This window comes from Janthinobacterium silvisoli, assembly GCF_014200725.1.
Lineage (GTDB): Bacteria > Pseudomonadota > Gammaproteobacteria > Burkholderiales > Burkholderiaceae_D > Janthinobacterium.
Map to the genome: position 1 here is coordinate 1,623,008 of NZ_JACHCL010000001.1, position 15,858 is coordinate 1,638,865.

A 15,858-nucleotide genomic window follows, 5' to 3' on the forward strand; every position below is an offset into this window, starting at 1 on the left:
TTTTAAAAATGAATTAACCTGGAGAATGCATCATGTGGCAAGCCCGTTTCAAACCTGCACCGATCGCCATGGCCGCCATGCTGGCGCTGGGCACGATCAGCCTGGCGCAGGCGCAGTCCTTACCTTCCGTCAAACTGAGCATCGCCACCCAGCCGCTGGGATCGGCCCTGAATGAACTGGCGCGCCAGGCTGGCGTGCAACTGCTGTTTTCGCCCGAACTGGTGGCCGGTAAAACCGCCCCCGCCGTCAATGGCAGCCTGAGCCTGCATGATGGCCTCGAACGCCTGCTGGCTGGCAGCGGCCTGCAAGCCGTGGTCGAGGGCGGCACCGTCACCATCAAGGCGACGCCCAAGGTGTCACATGAGACAGCGACCCTGTCGGAAATCACCGTGATGGCCAATGGCGAGCGCACGGCCACCAGCGATGGCACGGGCAATTACGCGACACGCGCCGTGACCCTGGCCGGCGCCGAGCGCTCGCTGCGCGAAACGCCGCAATCGGTGTCCGTCGTCACGCGCCAGCAAATGGATGACAAGAATTTGTTCACCCTGGACCAGGTGCTGGAACAAAGCACGGGTCTGACGCGCATGAACCGCAGCTTCGGCTCGCATGAATTCCTCTCGCGCGGCAATGCGCTGTCCTACCTGATCGACGGCATGCCGGGCGTGGCCGACAACGCCACCGGCTGGCTGATCCCCGACATGGCCGTCTACGACCGCGTGGAAATCCTGCGCGGCTCGGCCGGCCTGATCGTCGGCGCCGGCACGCCGGGCGGCGTGGCCAACCTGGTGCGCAAGCGCCCGCGCGCCGAAACCCATGCGGACGTCACCGTCACGGCCGGCAGCTGGAACCAGCGCCGCGTGGAAGTCGATGCGGGCACGCCCTTGAACGATGCCGGCACGGTGCGCGGCCGCGCTTTGGTGGCGTATGAAGACCGCGGTTATTTTTTTGACGCCGCCCACAGCCGCATGCCGCTGTTTTACGGCATCATCGAAGCCGACCTCGATGCCGCGACCACCGTGCGTGCCGGCGCGCGCCACCAGCATACGGTGACGGACGGCTACTGGCTGTTCGGCCTGCCCCGCTACAGCGACGGGACAACCTTGCCGGTACGCCGTTCCACCTCGCTGGCGCAGGACTGGAACCGCCACGACGCCAATATCGCCGAACTGTTCGCCGACCTGGAACACCGCTTCGCCGGCGACTGGAAAGCCAAGCTCGCCCTCAATCGCACGCTGGGCGACTTTGACCAGCAGGCAGCCATCGTGCGCGGCAGCATCGACCCCGCCACGCAGCAAGGCGCCCGGCTTTATACGGTCAATTACCGCAAGCAGGACATCGTCACCACCGGCCTGGACGCCAACGTGGGCGGCAGCTTCCAGGCCTGGGGCGGCAAGCATGAATTATTGTTTGGCCTGAACGCCTCGCGCGCCATCACCAACGACCACGCGGCATCGACTTCGCCCGGCTTGCCGTTTGACGTCTTCAACCCGAACAACGCAATGATTCCACGTCCGGCGCACCCGGACTGGACCTCGCTGCCGCATATCAATGAACAGCATTACGGCGCCTACGCCAGCACCCGCTGGGAATTGAATCCGAACCTGCATCTGCTGCTGGGTGGACGTTTGAGCTGGTTCGACAAGAACACCACCGGCAAGCTCGATACCGACCCGGTCAGCCTCTACAAGGAAAGCGCCGAATTCACGCCGTATGCGGGCGCAGTCTATGACCTCGACCAGCGCTGGTCCGTGTACGGCAGCTACGCCAGCATCTTCCAGCCGCAAAGCCTGTACTTCACCCTGGGTGGACAACCATTGAAGCCGGTGGTGGGCGACACCTATGAAGCGGGTCTGAAGGGCGAGCTGTATGACGGCCGCCTGAACGTGGCGCTGGCCGCCTTCCGCATCAACAAGCGCGACATGGCCGTGTATGACCAGGCGTCCGATGACAGTTGCATGAAGTGGGATATCTCGGGCAGCTGCTATGTGAATGGCCGTCCGATCCGCAGCACCGGCATCGATGCGGACGTCAGCGGCGAGCTTCTACCGGGCTGGCAGCTGTCGTCGGGCTACACCTACAACATCACGCGCGCGGAAGGCGATGAAACGCCGCCGTCCGTCACGCCCAAGCACATGCTGCGCGTGTCGACCAGCTACCGCCTGCCCGGCGCCTGGAACCACTGGACCATCGGTGGCGGCGTCTCGGCGCAAAGCGGCTATCTGTACCAGGCGGACGACAATACCGACATCGGCTTTCGCAATGGCGGGCGCACCGTGTGGGATGCGCGCGCCTCCTACGTGTTCAACAGGAACTGGTCGGCTAACCTCAGCATCGCCAACCTGACCGATAAAACCTATTGGGCCGCTACCGGCGAACTGCGCCGTGGTAACTACTTCGGCGAACCGCGCAACATCATCCTGAGCCTGCGCTACACGCCTACGCTCAGTCAGTAAGACCAGCCTGCCATCGCCTCATGACCGCCCCATGCACCGTCATGGGGCGGCGCTTGCCCTTTTCACATCATTAAAATATAATAAGAATCGTTCTCATTCGCAATGAGTGCCTGACGAGCTTGCGCACAGCCTCTGCGCCTGCGGGCATCGCTGGTGCGCCAGCAGTGAAAACACAGTGCGCCAGCCAGGCCTACGCGCCCAGCAAGCTTCCCACGCTACAAACGCTATGCCGCAAGACGCCAGGCTGTCATTCCCCCGGAGCGACGGCCCTTCTTTGATCATCATGACAAGACAGGACCCACCATGCAACTGACTTCCATCGCCCGCCTCGGCGCCCTCGCCACAGCCCTGCTGACTGGCGCCATCGTTTCCGGAACGGCCAGCGCCCACCAGATATGGCTGGAACAGCATGGCAAGGTAGCCAATGTCTATTTCGGCGAATTCGGCGACAACCTGCGCGAAGCCTCGCCCGGCTTGCTCGACAAGTTCAAGCTGCAAAACGCCAGCCTGATTACATCGAAAGGCACGCAGCCCCTGCAAGCGAGCAAGCAGGCGAACGCCTTTACCCTGAGCGGCAAAGTGGCTGCTGGCGAGAGCATCATCGTCGAAGAAAACAACTATCCATCGTGGGAAGAGAAAAAGGATGACAAGGTCACGCGCGCCGTGTGGATCCCGGCGGCGCGCCTGGTCGCCGGTCACCAGGCACAAACGCCGGCGCTGACCCTGGACCTGGTACCGACCGGTACACCGGGCCAGTTCCAGGTCAGTTATCAAGGCAAGCCGCTGCCCAAGGCCAAGGTCAACGCCGTGGTGCAATCGGGCTGGGCCAAGGAAGCCTACAGCGATGAACAGGGCCTGGTCAGCTTCTCCATGCCATGGAAGGGCACGTATGTGCTGGAAGTGCACCACACGGACAACACGGCTGGCCAGCGCAACGGCGAGGACTATGCCAAGGCCATGTTCGTCACCACCCTGAGCCTGGTGCAGCCGCAGGGCGTCGCACCGTTGCCGGCGCCGCCAGCCGCCCCACCCAGCAAGGACCACGGCTGATCATGCAAGCGCCCGCCATCACTGAAAGAATGCCGCGTCTGCGGCTATCCGCCGCCGCGATCTACCGCCTCGGCGTGGCCTCGCGCAGCATCGCGGCCATCGTCGGCGGCTATGCGCTGGCGGCGCTGGTCACCATGCTGCTGTCGGTTTGCCTGCCCATGGCGCGTGCCGAAGCCGTCATGACGGCTACCCTGCTGTCGTTTGCCATCTACACCTGCGCCGTACTCTGGGTCTTCGCCACCGGCAGCGCGCTGCGCGCCTGGCTGGGCCTGGTGATACCGGGCGCCGTCATCGCCGCCATCCTGCAGTTGATGGGCGCCTTAGCCTGGAGTCTCGCATGAAAGAAGGTTTTCGCCAGTCGATGGCATGGCTGCATACCTGGTCCGGCCTGCTGGTGTGCTGGATCTTGCTGCTGGTGTTTTGCGCTGGCACGGCCAGCTACTACCGCAATGAAATCACCATCTGGATGCAGCCCGAACTGCACGGCGCGGCCGCCAGCAAGGTCACGACGGAAGCTGCGGCCACGGCGGCGCAGCAAGCCATGCAGGAACGGGCGCAAGGCGCACCGCGCTGGTTCATCAGCCTGCCCGGCGAGCGCACGCCCGCCACGCAGCTGGGCTGGAGCAAGCCGTCAAAACCCGGTGAAAAAAAGCGCGGACGGCGCGGCAACTTCCACAGTGAAATGGCCGACCCGGCCACTGGTGACGTATTGTCCAAGCCGCGCGAAACACGCGGTGGCGAATTTCTGTACCGCCTGCATTTCGACCTGCACTATATGTCGGCCATCTGGGGTCGCTGGATCGTGGGTTTCTGCGCCATGTTCATGCTCGTTTCCATCATCAGCGGCATCGTCACCCACAAGCGCATCTTCAAGGATTTGTTTACCTTCCGGCCCAAAAAAGGCCAGCGTTCATGGCTGGACGCGCACAATGTGACGGCCGTGCTGGCCCTGCCCTATCATTTGATGATCACCTACACGGGGCTGGTCACATTGATGTTCCTGTACATGCCATCGGGCGCCACGGCTGCCTACAAGGGCGATCAGGACACCTTCTTTGCCGAAGCCTTCCCGGGCGGCTCCAACGACCGCAAGGTCAGCGGCGTGGCTGCGCCTTTGACACCGTTCGCGCCGCTGGTGCGCCAGGCCGAACAGCACTGGGGCGGCAAGGTCGAACGCATCTCCGTCAATCATCCGGGCGACGCCAACGCCGTCATCACCTTGTCGCGCGCAGCTGGCCGCGACATGTCGTCGAAGCAGCCGTCGATGGACTTCGATGGCGTCAGCGGCAGGCTGCTGTCGACCAATGGCGATGAACTGCCCGGCGCCTCGGCCACGCATGGCGTGATGTATGGCTTGCACATCGCCCACTTCGGCGGACCGCTGCTGCGCGCGCTGTTCTTCCTGTCCGGCCTGGCCGGCTGCGCCATGGTCGCCACCGGCGCCTTGCTTTGGGCCGTCAAGACACGCCAGAAACAAGCCAAGGCGCTCGCCGCCGGCAAGCGTCCCAGCTTCGGCCTGCGCCTGGTGGAAGCGCTCAATATCGGCGCCATCGCCGGCATCCCGATCGCCTTTGGCGCCTATTTCTGGGCCAACCGCTTGCTGACGGTGGGCATGGAAAACCGTCCGCAGGAGGAAATCGCCTGCTTCTTCGGCGCCTGGGCCCTGGTCGCCATCGTGGCCCAGCTGCGCCCATCGCGGGCCATGTGGCGCATCCAGCTGGCAGCCGGTGCCTTTTTGTTCTGCGCCCTGCCCGTGCTGAACATCTTCACGACCGAATCACACCTGGGCGTGACCCTGTTCATGGGCCAAGGCCCTGTCTCCGTAGCCGCCTTCGACCTGGTGGTGCTGGTACTGGGCCTGGGCCTGGTCTATGCGGCCTGGAAACTGAAACCCTTGCCGACCAAGGCTGTCAAAACAGCGGCGGCAACCAAGCCGGCAGCGCCAGCGATGGAGGCAGCATGATCGCTACGTTAGAGAACTTCCTGATCTTCGCACTGTGCTACGCGGGCCTGTCCTGTCTATGCCTGGCGATGGACCGCCATTACGCCGACCTGCACGGACGCGGCGCGGAACCACCGCCACAATTGCGCCGCCGCCTGCAGTGGGGCGGCTCGCTGGCCTTGACCATCGGCCTGGCCTGGGCCATGCACCTGGCCGGTTTCGGCTATGGCCTGGTGTCGTGGGTGGGCAGCCTGACCGGCTGCGGCTTGCTCTTGATCTGGCTGCTGCCCTATGCGCCGCAGCAGGCGATGCGGCTGGCGCGTTTTATCGGTGCTGCAGCCTTGCTGGCCGCCGTGCTGCTGGCCGTGCTGTAAAAGTCCACCATGCCAGCCAGCCCGTTCGCGCCCACCCCTTTGCCGCCGATGCAGCTCGACAGCCTTTACAGCGCGCATCGCGGCTGGCTGGCACACTGGCTGCTGCGGAGGCTGGGCAATGCCTTTGATGCCGCCGACCTGGCGCAAGACACCTTTGCCCGCCTGCTGGCGGGCAACCTCGCCCAGCCGCAAACACCTGCCCTGCGCTCGCCCAAGGCTTACCTGGCCACCGTCGCCAAGCACCTCTTGATCAACCATTTGCGGCGCCGCTCGCTGGAGCAAGCGTGGCTGGCGGCGCTGGCCGAGGTGCCAGAACAGCACGCGCCGTCGGCAGAGCAGCAGGCTGAAATTTTGCAGGCGCTGCAAGCGGTCGACGCCATGCTCGATGGCCTCAAACCCAAGGTGCGGACCGTCTTCATCATGGCGCAGATCGAGGGCTACCCTTATGCGGAAATCGCCGCCAGGCTAGGCATAGGCGAACGTTCCGTCAAGCGCTATATGGCCGAGGCATTGACCGAATGCGTGCTGCTGGCATGAGTAGCCAGGCCGCAGCGCCACTCTCGCGCAAAGTCGCGCGTGAAGCCGTCGAGTGGTATTTGCTGGAACAATCGGGCCAGGCCACGCCGGACGACCTGGCCGCGTCGGCGCACTGGCGCAGCCTGGATGGCGAACATGCGCGCGCCTGGGAGAAGATCCTGCAAGTGGGCAAAACTACCGGCATGCTGCCTTCGGCACTGGCGGCACCGGTGCTGCGCCGGCCGCAGCGCCGCGTGGCCATGCAAACACTGCTAGCGTTGATGCTGGCGCCCGGCGCCTGGTTATTGGTCCGTAATGACGTGCTGGCCGACTACCGCAGCAGCGTGGGTGAACGGCGCGCCATCCGCCTGCCCGATGGCGGGCGCGTGATGCTCAACACGGACAGCGCCTTGGACATCGCCTACACGCAAAACGAAAGGCTGCTGACCTTGCGCCGCGGCGAATTGCTGGTCGAGACGCATGCCGACCCGCGTCCCTTTTTTGTCGCCACGCACCATGGCCGCATCCGCGCGCTGGGCACGCGCTTTATCGTGCGCCAGGGTGAAAAAGCCAGCCTCGTGACGGTGCTGGAACACGCGGTGGAAATCACCGCGCTCGCTCCATCGGCCACCCTACGCCGGGTGCAAGCGGGCCAGCAAAGCTGTTTTAACGATGAGCATGCCGGCTTGCCCACGCCTGCGCCGGCGCAGGCAGATGCCTGGTCGCGCGGCATGCTGGCGGCGAACAATATGCGCCTGGACGACTTCGCGGCAGAACTGGCGCGCTACCGCCCCGGCTTGCTGCGCGTGGAAGCGCAGGCAGCCAGCCTGCGCCTGTCGGGCGCCTTTCAGCTCGACGACACCGGCGCCGTGCTGGATAGCCTCACGCGCATGCTGCCCGTCGAGGTGCTGTACCGCACACCGTATTGGGTTACCATCACGGCCAGAAAAAAATAATTCTAAAAAGCTGGCCCTTTTTTTAATTGCTGCCTGTCCTGTCCATATCCGCAACGACATCGACTGGAAAGGCAAGACCATGCACCATCCGCAACCTCGATTGACACCCCTCGCGCGCGCCATCGGCGGCACCCTCCTGATACTCTCGCTGGCACATATTCCTGCAACAGCTGCCGAAGCGGCCACCACGTCCGCCACCGTACAAGCGACTTATAAGGTTGCCGCCGGCGAACTGTCGGCCGCCATCGCCAGCTTCGCTATCGACGCCAGGGTCAGCGTGGGCGCCGCCGCCGAACTGCTGCAAGGCTTGCGCACGCCTGGCTTGAACGGCAGCTACACGGTGCCGCAGGCGCTGGCCCAGCTATTGGCCGGCACAGGACTGGAAGCCGTGCCCAGCGGTGAACGCAGTTATGTGCTGCGCAAGGCTGGCGCCAACTCGAACGCTGCGCCGATCGCCGCCACGCTCGGCGAAGTGGCCGTCAGTTCCAGCGCCCTGCGCGACGGCACCACGGAAGGCAAACGCAGCTACGCCGGCCTGACCAGCGCCACGCGCCTGAACCTGTCACTGCGCGAAACGCCGCAAGCAGTCAGCATCATCACGCGCCAGCAAATCGAAGACCAGGGCCTGGCCACCCTGCAAGACGTGCTGCTGCAAGCGCCCGGCGTGACAGTCGACCATTCCTCCAGCACGCGCGAATACGACCAGGTGTTTTCGCGCGGCTTCGAAGTGACGTCGTATATGTTCGACGGCATTCCGACCAGCAAGAATCTGGAAGCGCGCACCTATGACATGGCGATTTACGATAGGGTAGAGATTATCCGCGGCGCCACTGGCCTGATCAGCGGCACGGGCAGCCCGTCGGCGGCGATCAACCTGGTGCGCAAGCGCCCTGGCCGCACGTTCGCCGCCACGGCTGGCGCGCAGCTGGGATCATGGGACCGCTACCGCATCGATGGCGACCTCTCGACACCGCTCAATAGCGACGGTTCGGTACGCGCACGCGTGGTCGCTGCGCACGAAGACCAGCGCTCCTTCGTCGAACGCTACAAACAAAAGAAGGATGTGCTGTACGCGATCGTCGAAGCGGACCTGACGCCATCGACCGTGGTCAGCGCGGGTGTCCACTACCAGCAGGAAAAGCTGAAAGGCGCAGGCCGCGAATTCCCCGTCTTCTATAGCGACGGCTCGCAAACCCATTTCCCACGGTCGATGAACGGCACGGCCGCGTGGAGCACCTACGACCGCGAACAAAGCATGCTGTTCGCCACCCTCGACCATTATTTCGATAATGACTGGATCGCCAAGCTGGCCATCAGCCGCAGCAGCAACCAGTACGATGCGCTGCAGGGTTTTGCCGGCAACGGCTATGCGGAACGGATCAGCGGGGGCGGCCTGAAACTGTGGCTGGCCAACTGGCACAGCAAGCCGCAGCAGACTTCGCTGGACGCCTACGTGAGCGGCCCGTTCGAGGCCTTCGGCCGCAAGCATGAACTGGTAGTTGGCGTGAGCACCTCGGAACTCGAGACGAATGGCCCGATTTACCCTGGCTGGCGCCTGGATGGATACGACTACACGATACCGGATATCCATCACTGGAATGGCGCCATGCCGGTGCCCGACTACAGCGGCACGCGCCTGGGCACGTCGTACGACAAGGAAGTCGAAAGCGGCCTGTATTCCACCCTGCGCCTGCGCCCGACAGAGGCGCTATCAGTCATTTTGGGGGCGCGCCTGTCGTACTGGAAGCGCGATATCCGCAGCGACTATTTCAACGATGTGCCGCTGTACGACGACATGCGCGAAAACGGCAAGATCACGCCGTACGCGGGCATCGTCTATGACCTCGGCAAACACTGGTCGGCCTATGCCAGCTACACCAGCATCTTCACGCCGCAAAGCCAGCGCGATGTGAACAGCCGCTTCCTGCCGCCGCTGGAAGGCAAGAATTATGAAGTAGGCGCCAAGGGCGAATTCTTCAACGGCAAACTCAATACCAGCGCTGCCATCTTCCAGCTGCAGCAGGACAATCTGGCCGAAGCCGATCCTGGCAATATCTGGATCATCGGCACGGGCGGCGGCTCCTACGCCTACCACACGGTGAAGGGCGCCACTACGCGCGGCTTCGAAGCGGAAGTATCGGGACAGCTGCGCCCCGGCTGGCAGCTGACGGCCAGCTATGCGTATAGCCGCATCCGCAATGCGGAAGGCCAGCGTATCCAGACCAGCCAGCCGCAAAACATGGCCAAACTGTGGACCACCTGGCGCCTGTCGCAAAGTGTGCCAGGACTGACCCTGGGCGCCGGCTTGAACTGGCAGAGCGATATCTACATGGATGACCGGGGCCCGAACGGCGAACGCTTCACGCAACAGGCTTACGCGGTGGCGGGCTTGATGGCGCAATACCAGCTTAGCCCACAACTGGTAGCCACCTTGAACCTCAATAACGTCTTCGACAAACGCTATTATTCAACCGGCATGGGTGGCTATTACGGCGATCCGCGCAACGCCATGCTGTCGCTGCGCTACAAATTTTAAGCAGTGTCACGCCGGGGCGCCGCTCTTGAGCAGCGCCTCGACGCCGTCCGGCGCCATGGCGCGGCCAAGGAAATAACCGAAGGCTTCGTCACAGCCCATGGCGGCCAGCAGTTCGAACTGTTCGCTATTTTCCACGCCGCTGGCGATGGTGCGCAGTTTCAAAGTTTGCGCCATCGCCACGATGGCGCGCACCATCGCCCCCGCCTCTTCATGGCCCGGCCCTGGCGGCCGGCCCAGGTCGTCGATAAAGCATTTTTCGATCCTGACGGCGTCGGCGGGAAAGCGCTTCAGGTAATTGAGCGAGGTGTCGCCGGTACCGAAATCACTGATCGAAATGCGCATGCCCAGCTGGCGGAACTGGTGCAGTATCAGCTCGCAATTCTGGTTGCGGTCGATCAGGATGGCGGCCGCGATCTCCAGCTCGATGCAATGACCGGGCACGCCGGCCGCGTCCAGCGCAGCAGCGAAGTGGCGCGCGATATCACGCTGGTAAAACTGGCGTGCCGACAGGCTCACGGATACGGTCAGCGGCTGGCCCTGAACGATCCAGCTGCGCGCCTGCTCCACGGCAGTCGCCAGCACCCAGGAGCCAACGGGCAGGATCAGCGCGCTCTCCTCCAGCACGGGCAGGAAATCGAGCGGCATCATCAAGCCCAGTTCCGGATGCTTCCAGCGCAGTAGCGCCTTGACGCCCGTGATCGTACGCGTGTTGAGGTTCATCCTGGGCTGGTAGTACAGCACAAACTCGTTGCGTTCGAGCGCATGGCGCAGCGCCGTCTCGATAATGGTGCGCGAATACGACTGCGTCTGCATGCACGAAGAATAACGCAGGCAGGTGCCGGGAGCGCGCCGCTTGGCCGCGTACATGGCCAGGTCCGCCTTTTCAATGAGCGCGTTGACGTCGTCGTCGTCGTCCGGATACAGGGCCACGCCCACGCTGGCGGCCACCGTCAGGCTGTATTCACCGATGACGAACGGCGCGGCGATGGCATTGACGATTTTTTCGGCTACCCGTTCGGCGTCCTGCGCCGCATGCAGCTCGGTCAGCAGGATGATGAATTCATCGCCGCCCTGGCGCGCCACCGTATCGACCTTGCGCACGCATTGCTGCACGCGCAGCGCAAACTCCATCAGCACATGGTCGCCCACGTCGTGGCCCAGGCTGTCATTGATGGCCTTGAAGCGGTCGATATCGACAAACAGCACAGCAAGCAAGCCCTGGTGGCGGCGCGCATAGGCGATGCCGTGCTCAAAGCGGATCTGGAAATGCAGACGGTTCGGCAACCCCGTCAAGCCGTCATGGTGGGCGATGAATTCCAGCTGCGCCTCGGCGCGGCGGCGCGCCGACACGTCGTGCAGCAACAGTACCGCGCCGCCCTGGACCAACGGCGCGCAGCTGTATTGCACATCGATGCGCTTGCCGTCGAGATGGCGCAGCAGCACGGCGCCACGCGCCACTTCCAGCACTTCCTGCTGGATCACGCAATCGCGTACCTGGCGCGCCGCATCGACGGCGATGCCGTCGTGAAACAGCGGCAGCAGCTGCGCCACGGGCGCACCCAGACCATCGCCCTGCGCCAGGCCGCTGAGCGCGGCGGCGCGCGCATTGAGATAATGCACCACGCCGTCCTGGTCGGTACCAATCACGGCGGCCGGCAGCGCATGCAGCAAGGACAGCGCGTTCGCATATTCCTGCGTCTGGGCAGCGCGCAGCACTTCGCCAGCCGCATGGCGCGCGCGCCACCGACGCAGCGCATGCCATTGCCAGGCCAGCAGCATACTGAAGGTCAGGGCCAGAACCAGGCACAGGCACAGCGCCAGCAGCAGCGCCGTCATGCGTCACCTTGCAGGCAGAAAGAGGGGAACATGGTTTTCCTTTGCTACACGCACCTTCGCCAGGCGCAGAGACATGCGGAAAGGAAATGATAAAAGAATTGTGCGGGCCTACCGGACAGAATAGGCCTCGCTTGACTGGTGTCAATCCATTAAGAGCCGTGTGCGGCCATTGCCATCTCTGCACGCAACAAAGGGTACAGCCGGCGGTAGCGGGCCAGCCGTTCTTGCAACACGCCCGGTGCTTGCGGCACCACCGTTTCCTGTATTGCCGGACGCGTGCATACCTGCGCCGGCGGCAAGCCCGTCACGGCCATCTGCGCCAGGCGGGCCGCCCCCATGGTGCCGCCCGCCACGCCATGATCGTGGCGCAGTACTTCCAGCCCGGCGGCATTCGCGCACAGCTGCGCCCAGTAGCGGCTGCGCGAACCGCCACCTACGAACGATGCCTGCGTCAGCTGCGTGCCGGCGCTGCGCAAGGCTTCATTGCCATCGGCCATGGCAAACGCCACGCCTTCCATCACGCTATAGGCCAGGTCGGCGCGGCCATGCTCGGTCGACAGGCCGAAGAACACACCGCGCGCATTCGCATCGTTGTGCGGCGTGCGCTCGCCACTCAAATACGGCAAGAAGATCGGCGCCGTGCGCGCTTCGACGTTTTCGGCCAGGGTGGCCAGTTCGCCGATATCGGTCGACTGGGTCAGTTTCGCCACCCAACTGAGGCTAGACGCGGCGCTGAGGATCACGCTCATCTGATGCCAGCGCTCGGGCAGGCAATGGCAAAACGCATGCACGCCCTGGCCCGGGTTCGGCGCAAAGCCATCGCTGCCGGCAAACAGCACGCCCGAGGTGCCCAGCGACAGCAGGCCGGCGCCCGGCTCCACCACGCCCAGACCCACGGCCGCCGCCGCGTTGTCGCCCGCGCCGCCGGCCAGCAGCACCATGTGCGCGATGCCCCATTCCTGGCATAGCGATGGGCGTATCTGCGCAGCGGCATGGCTGCCTTCGACCAGGCGCGGCATGTGCTCGCAGCCCAGGCTTGTCGCTGCCAGCATGCGTTCGGACCAGTCGCGTTTGGCCACGTCCAGCCACAGGGTGCCGGAAGCGTCGGACATGTCGGACACATAATCGCCCGTCAGACGCAGTGCCACGTAATCCTTGGGCAGCAAGACTTTACGGATGGCGCGGAACAGTTCCGGTTCATGTTTTTTCAGCCACAGCAGCTTGGGCGCCGTGAAGCCGGGCATGGCCTGGTTGCCCGTGATGGTACGCGACTCGGGCACCAGCGCTTCGAGCTCCACGCATTCGGCGTGTGCGCGCGTGTCATTCCACAGGATGGCCGGACGCAGCACCCGGTCCTGGTCATCGAGCACGGTGGCGCCATGCATCTGGCCCGACAGCGCGATGCCGCGCAAGCCGGCAAACGCCACCGGCTGGGCGCTGCGGATGGCGGCGATCACGTCCAGCGTGGCTTGCCACCAGTGTTCGGGGTCTTGCTCCGACCAGCCCGGATGGGGGCTGGACACGCGCAGGCTCACGCCGCTGCTGGCCAGGATGGTTTGTCCGTCATCCGTCAGGATGGCCTTGACTTCGGAAGTGCCGATATCGATACCGAGATAAGTCACGATGATTCCACAAAAAGTATAGGGGCAAGCGCCCTGTGCATGAGACGAGTCTGTCTGCCAAATGGTAATCGCGGCGGCAGGAAAAAAAGCGGCATTTCCAGATACTTTTTTCCATTTTGACGATACGCGTACGCCAGCCGATACGACACCGTCAGCCGTGCTGGCGAAAATCGCGGCGGTAGATATTGGTATCCTTAGCATCCGGCGGCAGGCGCGAAAACCGTTCATAGCGCAGCCCCAGCTTGTTGAGCAAGTTGATCGAAGCCTGGTTGTGCGGCGCAGTGATGCCGTACACGCTAGCGATACCCAGCGCATGTTCGGCATGGTCCATCACGGCGGCGGCCGCCTCATAGGCATAACCCTGGCCCCAGTAAGGCGGCCGCAGTGCGTAGCCGATGTCGGGACCAGGCAGGCTGGTCCGGCGCACCAGGCCAGCCATGCCGATGGTGGCGCCATCACTGCGGCGTTCTATCATGTAGAGGGAATAACCGTGCTCGCGGAACTGGGCCATCGCCCCCGATTCCAGCGCCGCGCGTGCCGCCTCCACGGTATGCAGATTGCGGTAACCGATGTTGGCCACCCACGACGGGTCGTTGACCAGCTCCAGGTAAAACGCCGCATCATCAACGGTGACGCTGCGCAGGCGCAAACGGGGCGTTTCCCGGACGATAACAAAGCTCATGCCGGCCACTGCATCGGGTCGCTCAACAAGCGGTACATCACATACGCGTCGACATAGCCGAGGTTGGCGTGGCGGTACGCCAGCGGCAAGGTGCCGATAACGGAAAAGCCCAGCTTTTTCCACAAGGTGACGGCGCCCAGGTTGGTGCTGACGACGAAGTTGAACTGCATCGCCAGGTAGCCCGCGCGGCGCGCCTCTTCCATGCAGTGCAGGCCCAGCATGCGCCCCACGCCCACGCCCTGCGCCGCCGGGTCGACCATGAAGGAAGCGTTGGCCACATGGTCGCCATGCCCCACCTGGTTAGGTATCAGCTTGTACATGCCCAGCAGGCGCTCATCGCCCATGGTGGCCACAAAACTGTGCACGCCAGGGCCAAACCAGTAGGCGTGGCATTGCTCGCGCGTGGTGTCGGCAGTAAAGGTATAAGTTTCACCGCTGGCGATCAAACCACGGAAAATCTGCCACATGTCCTCGAAGTCCGATTCCACGGCAGGACGAATATCAATTTCTTTCAAGGCAGCTCCAGCAAAGTTCAACAAGTGACGACGATTGTCGGGGATTTGCACAGGGGCGTCCAGTGCCGCACGGACGCCCGCCGGGCAAGATCAGCGCCCCAGACGGAAGTTCACGCTATCGGGCCGCCCCGGTAAGGACAAACGGGCATGGGCGCGCGGCGCCTCGCTGACCACCTTGCCGCGCCGCAACACCAGCCGCCGCGCCGCCCGCAGGCGCAGCGCTTCCACCGTGGAACCGCAATCGAGGATTACCAGGTCCGCGTGGCAGCCAGGCGCGATGCCGTAACCATCCAGGCCCAGAATACGGGCCGGCGTCTGCGTCACGGCCAGGAAGCAGTCGTGCATGGCTTGCTGGCCCGTCATTTGCGCCACGTGCAAGCCCATATGCGCCACTTCCAGCATGTCGCCCGACCCCAGGCTGTACCACGGGTCCATCACGCAGTCGTGTCCAAACGCGACAGGGATGCCAGCGGCCAGCATTTCAGGCACGCGCGTCATGCCGCGCCGTTTCGGATAACTGTCGTGGCGGCCCTGCAGAGTGATGTTGATGAGCGGGTTGGCAATCGCCGCCACGCCCGCCTCGCGGATCAGCGGCAGCAGCTTGCTGACATAATAATTATCCATCGAATGCATCGACGTCAGGTGCGAACCCGTCACCCTGCCCTGCATGCCCAGCCGCTGGCTGTGGTAAGCCAGGGTTTCGATATGGCGCGACAGCGGATCGTCCGATTCATCGCAATGCATGTCGACCATCAAGCCCCGTTCGCAGGCGAATTCACACAGCAGGCGCACCGATTCGGCGCCGTCGGCCATGGTGCGCTCGAAATGGGGGATGCCACCGACTACATCGACACCCATGGCAATCGCCCGCTTCAGATTGTCGAAGGCGCCGGGACTGCGCAGGATGCCGTCCTGCGGGAAGGCCACCAGCTGCAGGTCGAGGTAGGGCGCTACCTGGCGTTTCACATCGAGCAGCGCTTCGACGGCCAGCAGGCGCGGATCGCAGATGTCCACGTGCGAGCGGATCGCCAGCAGCCCCCGCGCCACGGCCCAGTCGCAATACTGCAAGGCCCGCGCCACCAGCGCATCCTGCGTCAACTGCGGCTTCAATTCGCCCCACAACGCGATGCCTTCCAACAAGGTGCCGGAGGCATTCACCCTTGGCAAGCCATAACTGAGCGTGGCGTCCATATGGAAATGGGCGTCGACGAATGGCGGCGTGACGAGGTCGCCGGCCGCATCGATTTCCTGCGCCCCAGCGACAGGCAGGGCGGGACCGACGGCGGCGACGCGGCTACCCTCGATGGCGATGTCGATATGCTGGCGCCCATCGGGCAGGCTGGCGTTGCGGATGACCAAATCCATAGTGACTC

Annotated in this window: 13 protein-coding genes; 8 read left to right on the top strand and 5 right to left on the bottom strand. The window is 63.9% G+C overall.

From position 1 onward, the window contains the following. The first annotated feature begins 32 nt into the window (after positions 1 to 32). The 8 genes from HDE75_RS07345 to HDE75_RS07380 all read left to right on the top strand — a co-directional run bounded on the left by HDE75_RS07345 (position 33) and on the right by HDE75_RS07380 (position 9,830). Positions 33 to 2,456, top strand: coding sequence for a TonB-dependent siderophore receptor (locus HDE75_RS07345; RefSeq protein ID WP_183675533.1), 2,424 nt, complete (start codon positions 33 to 35; stop codon positions 2,454 to 2,456). Between the two features lie 303 nt (positions 2,457 to 2,759). Further along, positions 2,760 to 3,506, top strand: coding sequence for a DUF4198 domain-containing protein (locus HDE75_RS07350; RefSeq protein ID WP_183675532.1), 747 nt, complete (start codon positions 2,760 to 2,762; stop codon positions 3,504 to 3,506). 2 nt (positions 3,507 to 3,508) lie between these two features. Continuing rightward, positions 3,509 to 3,847 carry a DUF3649 domain-containing protein gene (locus tag HDE75_RS07355; RefSeq protein ID WP_183675531.1) on the top strand — a complete coding sequence of 113 codons (339 nt, stop codon included), beginning with the start codon at positions 3,509 to 3,511 and terminating at the stop codon, positions 3,845 to 3,847. Then, a complete protein-coding gene (locus HDE75_RS07360; protein WP_183675530.1) occupies positions 3,844 to 5,469 on the top strand; it encodes a PepSY-associated TM helix domain-containing protein in 1,626 nt (541 codons plus the stop codon). Before HDE75_RS07355 ends, HDE75_RS07360 begins: the two co-directional genes overlap by 4 nt. Continuing rightward, entirely contained in the window at positions 5,466 to 5,822 is a 357-nt protein-coding gene (locus tag HDE75_RS07365; protein WP_183675529.1) for a DUF3325 domain-containing protein, read from the top strand. The genes HDE75_RS07360 and HDE75_RS07365 overlap by 4 nt, the downstream gene beginning before the upstream one ends. Before the next feature lie 9 nt (positions 5,823 to 5,831). Further along, positions 5,832 to 6,359 (top strand): sigma-70 family RNA polymerase sigma factor, encoded by a 528-nt coding sequence (locus HDE75_RS07370; protein ID WP_183675528.1) that lies wholly within the window; start codon positions 5,832 to 5,834, stop codon positions 6,357 to 6,359. Next, the gene (locus HDE75_RS07375) at positions 6,356 to 7,294 is read left to right on the top strand and encodes a FecR domain-containing protein (protein WP_183675527.1); all 939 of its coding nucleotides are present in this window, start codon (positions 6,356 to 6,358) and stop codon (positions 7,292 to 7,294) included. Before HDE75_RS07370 ends, HDE75_RS07375 begins: the two co-directional genes overlap by 4 nt. A gap of 79 nt (positions 7,295 to 7,373) precedes the next feature. After that, positions 7,374 to 9,830 carry a TonB-dependent siderophore receptor gene (locus HDE75_RS07380; protein WP_183675526.1) on the top strand — a complete coding sequence of 819 codons (2,457 nt, stop codon included), beginning with the start codon at positions 7,374 to 7,376 and terminating at the stop codon, positions 9,828 to 9,830. A gap of 6 nt (positions 9,831 to 9,836) precedes the next feature. Here the strand turns inward: HDE75_RS07380 and HDE75_RS07385 are convergent, their stop codons facing one another. The 5 genes from HDE75_RS07385 to HDE75_RS07405 form a co-directional block, all read right to left on the bottom strand. Beyond that, positions 9,837 to 11,666 carry a putative bifunctional diguanylate cyclase/phosphodiesterase gene (locus HDE75_RS07385; protein ID WP_183675525.1) on the bottom strand — a complete coding sequence of 610 codons (1,830 nt, stop codon included), beginning with the start codon at positions 11,664 to 11,666 and terminating at the stop codon, positions 9,837 to 9,839. A 149-nt stretch (positions 11,667 to 11,815) separates the two neighbouring features. Continuing rightward, positions 11,816 to 13,288: a xylulokinase gene (gene xylB, locus HDE75_RS07390; protein WP_183675524.1), complete on the bottom strand. Its 1,473-nt coding sequence runs from the start codon at positions 13,286 to 13,288 to the stop codon at positions 11,816 to 11,818. A 151-nt stretch (positions 13,289 to 13,439) separates the two neighbouring features. After that, a complete protein-coding gene (locus tag HDE75_RS07395; RefSeq protein WP_183675522.1) occupies positions 13,440 to 13,970 on the bottom strand; it encodes a GNAT family N-acetyltransferase in 531 nt (176 codons plus the stop codon). Then, the gene (locus HDE75_RS07400) at positions 13,967 to 14,485 is read right to left on the bottom strand and encodes a GNAT family N-acetyltransferase (RefSeq protein ID WP_221291766.1); all 519 of its coding nucleotides are present in this window, start codon (positions 14,483 to 14,485) and stop codon (positions 13,967 to 13,969) included. The genes HDE75_RS07395 and HDE75_RS07400 overlap by 4 nt, the downstream gene beginning before the upstream one ends. A 90-nt stretch (positions 14,486 to 14,575) precedes the next feature. Continuing rightward, on the bottom strand, positions 14,576 to 15,850 hold the full coding sequence (locus HDE75_RS07405; RefSeq protein ID WP_183675520.1) for an amidohydrolase family protein: 1,275 nt from the start codon (positions 15,848 to 15,850) through the stop codon (positions 14,576 to 14,578). Positions 15,851 to 15,858: the final 8 nt, after the last annotated feature.

Excerpts from the sequence above, each read along its gene's own strand:
- HDE75_RS07345 (WP_183675533.1), top strand. The coding sequence starts at position 33 with ATGTGGCAAGCCCGTTTCAAACCTGCACCGATCGCCATGGCCGCCATG.
- HDE75_RS07350 (WP_183675532.1), top strand. The coding sequence starts at position 2,760 with ATGCAACTGACTTCCATCGCCCGCCTCGGCGCCCTCGCCACAGCCCTG.
- HDE75_RS07355 (WP_183675531.1), top strand. The coding sequence starts at position 3,509 with ATGCAAGCGCCCGCCATCACTGAAAGAATGCCGCGTCTGCGGCTATCC.
- HDE75_RS07360 (WP_183675530.1), top strand. The coding sequence starts at position 3,844 with ATGAAAGAAGGTTTTCGCCAGTCGATGGCATGGCTGCATACCTGGTCC.
- HDE75_RS07365 (WP_183675529.1), top strand. The coding sequence starts at position 5,466 with ATGATCGCTACGTTAGAGAACTTCCTGATCTTCGCACTGTGCTACGCG.
- HDE75_RS07370 (WP_183675528.1), top strand. The coding sequence starts at position 5,832 with ATGCCAGCCAGCCCGTTCGCGCCCACCCCTTTGCCGCCGATGCAGCTC.
- HDE75_RS07375 (WP_183675527.1), top strand. The coding sequence starts at position 6,356 with ATGAGTAGCCAGGCCGCAGCGCCACTCTCGCGCAAAGTCGCGCGTGAA.
- HDE75_RS07380 (WP_183675526.1), top strand. The coding sequence starts at position 7,374 with ATGCACCATCCGCAACCTCGATTGACACCCCTCGCGCGCGCCATCGGC.
- HDE75_RS07385 (WP_183675525.1), bottom strand. The coding sequence starts at position 11,666 with ATGACGGCGCTGCTGCTGGCGCTGTGCCTGTGCCTGGTTCTGGCCCTG.
- HDE75_RS07395 (WP_183675522.1), bottom strand. The coding sequence starts at position 13,970 with ATGAGCTTTGTTATCGTCCGGGAAACGCCCCGTTTGCGCCTGCGCAGC.
- HDE75_RS07405 (WP_183675520.1), bottom strand. The coding sequence starts at position 15,850 with ATGGATTTGGTCATCCGCAACGCCAGCCTGCCCGATGGGCGCCAGCAT.